Annotated in this window: 5 protein-coding genes and 1 pseudogene; 5 read left to right on the top strand and 1 reads right to left on the bottom strand. The window is 36.8% G+C overall.

The genetic code is table 11. The annotated features are described in order from the left end of the window. Positions 1-254 precede the first annotated feature (254 nt). The 4 genes and pseudogenes from PHO43_RS09675 (at position 255) to PHO43_RS09660 (ending at position 3,039) form a co-directional block, all read left to right on the top strand. Entirely contained in the window at positions 255-755 is a 501-nt protein-coding gene (locus tag PHO43_RS09675) for a 3'-5' exonuclease (RefSeq protein ID WP_045088830.1), read from the top strand. A 13-nt stretch (positions 756-768) separates the two neighbouring features. Continuing rightward, positions 769-1,848 carry a nucleoside hydrolase gene (locus tag PHO43_RS09670; protein ID WP_502867188.1) on the top strand — a complete coding sequence of 360 codons (1,080 nt, stop codon included), beginning with the start codon at positions 769-771 and terminating at the stop codon, positions 1,846-1,848. Then, positions 1,736-2,458, top strand: a pseudogene (locus PHO43_RS09665) (GRP family sugar transporter); the annotation flags it as partial. The gene PHO43_RS09670 and the pseudogene PHO43_RS09665, both read left to right, overlap by 113 nt. A gap of 26 nt (positions 2,459-2,484) precedes the next feature. After that, positions 2,485-3,039, top strand: a complete 555-nt coding sequence (locus PHO43_RS09660; protein ID WP_053826870.1) for a DUF3267 domain-containing protein — start codon at positions 2,485-2,487, stop codon at positions 3,037-3,039. 12 nt (positions 3,040-3,051) lie between these two features. Here the strand turns inward: PHO43_RS09660 and PHO43_RS09655 are convergent, their stop codons facing one another. Then, a complete protein-coding gene (locus PHO43_RS09655; RefSeq protein ID WP_288012111.1) occupies positions 3,052-4,071 on the bottom strand; it encodes a DNA topoisomerase IB in 1,020 nt (339 codons plus the stop codon). Positions 4,072-4,155: 84 nt separating this feature from the next. On the opposite strand from PHO43_RS09655, the gene PHO43_RS09650 reads away from it, so the two are divergent. Further along, complete coding sequence (locus PHO43_RS09650) at positions 4,156-4,839, top strand: SMUG2 DNA glycosylase family protein (RefSeq protein ID WP_288009778.1); 684 nt, start codon at positions 4,156-4,158, stop codon at positions 4,837-4,839. Positions 4,840-4,962 lie beyond the last annotated feature (123 nt).

Here is a 4,962-nt window from a genome sequence, read left to right as displayed (position 1 = left end):
ATAGAAGAAATAGGAAAGAGTTAATAATTTATTATATATGCTGTTAAACAGGTATTTATGAATTATTTGAAAATAGAGAAAAAATACAGAAATAACTGTTTAAAAGCTTCCCAAGCTGAGGGTCGCGGGTTCGAATCCCGTTTGCCGCTCTAATAATTAAGCACTTATCGTTTAATACGGTAGGTGTTTTTTATTATATATTCAAAGTTTTTGTTACATTTGAACAATTATATGATAAACACACCTTTCAGCCGATGAGAAGTTTTGCCGCAATAGATTTTGAGACTGCCAATGAACAACGAACCAGTGTATGCAGCGTAGGTGTAGTAATCGTGCGCAATGGCGAAATAACAGATAGCTTTTATAGTCTTATTCGTCCCGAACCGGAATATTATTGTTACTGGAACATGAAAATTCATGGTATCACCTTTGAAGATACAGTAGATGCGCCAATATTCCCGGATGTATGGTGTCAGATTGAACCTCTAATTGAAGGACTCCCTCTGATCGCACATAACAAGAGTTTTGATGAGAGTTGCCTTAAAGCCTGTTTCCGTATGTATCAGATGGACTATCCCGAATATGAGTTTCACTGCACACTGCAGAATGCAAGGATGCTACTGAAAGGATTGCCCGACTATAAACTATATACTGTCTCCGCCTACTGTGGATATAAACTAGAAAACCACCATCACGCTTTGGCTGATGCAGAAGCATGTGCTCAGATTGCATTAAGGATAATGGTTGAGGATTAAAATTTTAAAAGATATGAAAAAAGGAGTACTATTTATTTTACTGTCATTCTCTTGTTCATTACTGTTTAGTCAAGATTTCCCTTCTATAAGTGAGACTGATAGAATAGATCTTTTAACACCAAACAGAGGGAAAATAAGGATGGTGCTGGATACCGACACTTATAATGAAATTGATGACCAGTTTGCAATGGCCTATGCACTCTTATCAGAAGACAAACTAACTGTTGAAGCAATTTATGCAGCACCCTATTTTAATGACCGGTCTGAAAGTCCTTCAGATGGTATGGAAAAAAGTTATCAAGAGATATTAAGACTGCTAGATTTTATGAACAGACCTTCAGATGGATTAGTTTTCCGAGGATCAACGGAGTATTTGCAAGACATTTCAAAGCCAATCCGAAGCGATGCAGCACTTGATCTGGTATCCAAAGCTATGAAGAGTACTCCTGATAATCCTTTGTATATTGTTTCAACTGGTTGCATCACCAATGTTGCATCAGCGATTCTTATAGAACCTCAGATAATTAAAAACATAGTTGTTGTTTGGTTAGGAGGCAATGATTTAAACTGGCCAACACAAAAAGAGTTCAATTTAATGCAGGATGTTTTAGCAGCTCAGGTTGTACTAAACTCAGGTGTCCCATTAGTTATAACCCCTTGCAGACCTGTTGTGTCACATTTTACAACTACAATACCGGAGCTGGAATTGTACCTTAAAGGGAAAAACGATTTATCCAACTATTTATATGAAATTGTTAAAGGATATAATAGTCAAAATCTGGATGCATGGTCAAAGGAGATATGGGATGTAGTGGCTATAGCCTATTTAATTAATCCATCCTGGGTACAGACAAACTTAGTACATAGTCCTATACTAACTGATCAGGTTACGTATAGTATCGACCACTCACGTCACTTCATCAGAATGGCAACATCTCTTAATAGAGATGCTATTTTCAGAGACCTGTTTAATAAATTAACTGCTGTCAGCATCTATCTCATTAGCCGGAATGGCAGTTGCATTCCCCGTAGGAGTCGGTATAGCATTGGTCCTTGGTGTATTTATAAACTATTTTGGTGCTCCCAAAGGTGATCCTGTTATATTATTTCTTGGGGTCGCACTCATAGTAATTGCAATAATTTTGAACGGTATAGCTTCAGGGAAAGTGAGTTCTGTAACCGAAACAGTGAAAACTAAAAAGAAGGGAGTAATAATTGCAATATTTGCAGGAATATTAATGTCATTCTTCTACAGGTTTGTTGCCTCTTCCATGGATCTCAGCAATCTTGAAAATCCTATATCAGGTTTAATGACACCATACGGGGCTTTTTTCATTTTCAGTCTGGGAATATTTGCCAGTAACTTTATTTTCAACACCATTGTAATGAAAAAACCTTTTATTGGAGAACCAATCAAATATTCAGAGTATTTTGCAGGGAAAATGAATCTGCATTTAGTAGGAATATTAGGAGGTATAATTTGGGGTGTAGGCACAGCACTTAGTTATATAGCTGCAGGCAAGGCTGGTCCTGCAATCTCATATGCACTGGGACAAGGAGCACCTATGATTGCCGCACTTTGGGGTGTATTCATCTGGAAAGAGTTTAAAGGGGCTCCTAAATCTACCAATACCCTTTTAACTATGATGTTTATTCTCTTTATTGCAGGGTTATCATTAATAGTAATTTCAGGAGGGAGTTGATAATTTAAATAATTAGTTTATCTAAAATGCTGAGTTTAGAACAATACAAAAAAGAAAAGAAAACCATAGATATTTATGAAGCAAGTAAACTGGCGGTTGTTTTATTTTTTGTTCCTTTAATTCTGTTAGGATTGCCATTTTACTTTCTCTGGCGTCCTGTATTACAGTTCTATTGGTATGATATATTAATATTTTCTTTACTTTTTATTGTTGGCATTGTACTTCATGAACTAATTCATGGCTTAATATTTGGATTATTTGCTGAAAGCGGATTCAAAAGCATAAGATTTGGAATTTTATGGAGTCCAATAACACCATACTGTCATTGTGTTGAACCATTGAAGTTGAGACATTACATTATTGCTGCTTTAATGCCAGCCATCATATTGGGTCTTATTCCAGCTGTAATATCTCTTTTTAACGGTAATCTGATGTTACTTATTATAGGTGTTTTTTTTATAAGTGCTGCTGCAGGTGATATCATGGTGATATGGATTCTTCGGAAAGAGAGTATGGAGACTCTTGTTCTGGATCACCCTAGTGAGCCGGGTTGTTTTATATATCGAAAACACTCCCGTTAAATTCATTTCAACTCATTTATTCTCTAAAATAGATAGTACAATTTTCTCCTCTTTTGTAAGATCCGAATAATTATCATCCTCTTCAATTGCATCAAGCTGATCAAAATACTCTTGTAGAGCACCATTCTCGTAAGAGGTGATAATTTCGGGATGGATGTAGTATTTTTTACAAACTGCACGAGTATTTCCCAACTTTGTGGCAACCTTATCAACAGCCTCTGTTATTAGCCTCTTTTTTTCTGATTCTGATCCACCACAACCAAGTTCCTTGAACGCGAGAAATGCTTTTACTGTTCCTGCCCAGGTTCTGAAATCTTTAGAAGTGAACTCCTCGCCACTTATCTCTTTTAGGTAGTCGTTTACCATACCTGAGTCGATAGATTGACGCTTTCCCTCATCATCGTAATACTGAAAAAGCTCCTTGCCTGGAATCTCTTTACATCTTTGAACCATGCGTGCAAGCCGGCTGTTACGTAAATTTATATCATGGTAAACCCCCTTCTTCCCTTTGAATGAAAATATGATATCGCTTCCCTTTATTTCGGTATGCTTATCCTTAAGGGTGGTAAGTCCGAATGATCCATATAGTTTTTCGTATGTATTATTGCCAACTCGTATGCTTGTGCGCTCCATAAGGCTGATTATAAGAGCCAGCACTTTCTCCTTTGGCAAACCTTTACGTGACAGATCTTTCTCAATCTGTAATCTTATTTTAGGCAGGGCATAGGCAAACTGAATCATCCTGTGATATTTTCTCTTATCTCTCTGATTTACCCACTCAGTATGATAGATATACTGTTTACGCCCCATTGCATCAATGCCAGTGGCCTGTATGTGACCATTAACCATTGAGCATATCCATACTTCTTTCCATGCAGGAGGAATTACAAGTCGGCGAATTCTGTTGAGGGTATCTGTGTCAGTAACTTTAACTCCTTCACAAATATATCTGAATCCTTTTCCCCTTTTTTCACGAAATATTCCTCCATTCTCGATCTTCTCGACATATGCAAGCTTAGATTTTGCTGCCATAAAATGATAATAAATCTTTTTCCTAAAACATAACCGTATTAAATTTGGTTCATTATATTAAATTGTAATATGGTGTAATGAATTATGCTAAGATTTGTTGACAGAGTAATTTTTTTTAACCAGGAGCTGGTTTTCAAGGGCAATCTGCCCGATAATTTTCAGGTGATTAATCCTTTCATAGATAACCCCGAAACAATGGTTGTGATGAGTCGGTTTTATCACAAGTATTATAATGACAACAAGCAGAGAAGATTAATATTGGGTATTAATCCAAGCAGAAAAGGGGCAGGGGTAACTGGTGTTCCTTTCACTGATACTAAAAGGCTGGCAACTGTTTGCGGTATAGAGATGAAGTCTGCCCATACCCATGAGGTCTCTTCTGTTTTTGTCTATGATATGATTGAAGCTTATGGTGGACCTGAACGGTTTTATAGTGATTTTTATATCAACTCACCCTTCCCTCTGGCAATTATCAGGGAGACAAAAGATGGTAGCTGGTTGAATGCAAATTATTATGACGACTCGCTGCTATTTGAGATGGTGAAAGAGTTTATGATTGAGTCATTGAAGAAACATATTGATCTTGGTCTGGACTGCTCAGAGGTTTTTGTGTTGGGCAAGAAGAATGCTGTTTTTATTGAGAAGCTTAACAGGGAGGAGAAGATGTTTGATAAACTTACTGTCCTGGAGCATCCGAGATATATTCAGCAGTATAAATCGAAGGAAAGAGATCTGTATATCGATAAATATATTAACGCTTTTCTGTGAAATTGAATCTGTTACTCAATAATTAAATTATTTTCGGAAAATAATACTCACAGTGATTTAGAGGTTTTTAAAGCAAAAAGCCCTGAAACTTTGAGGTTTCAGGGCTTTTTGTGGTGCCACCAG

The sequence above is a fragment of the Lascolabacillus sp. genome (assembly GCF_028696275.1).
GTDB classification, from domain to species: domain Bacteria; phylum Bacteroidota; class Bacteroidia; order Bacteroidales; family Dysgonomonadaceae; genus Proteiniphilum; species Proteiniphilum massiliensis.
The sequence above is the reverse complement of the archived record's forward strand: the minus strand, read 5'-3'. Positions and strand labels throughout refer to the sequence as shown.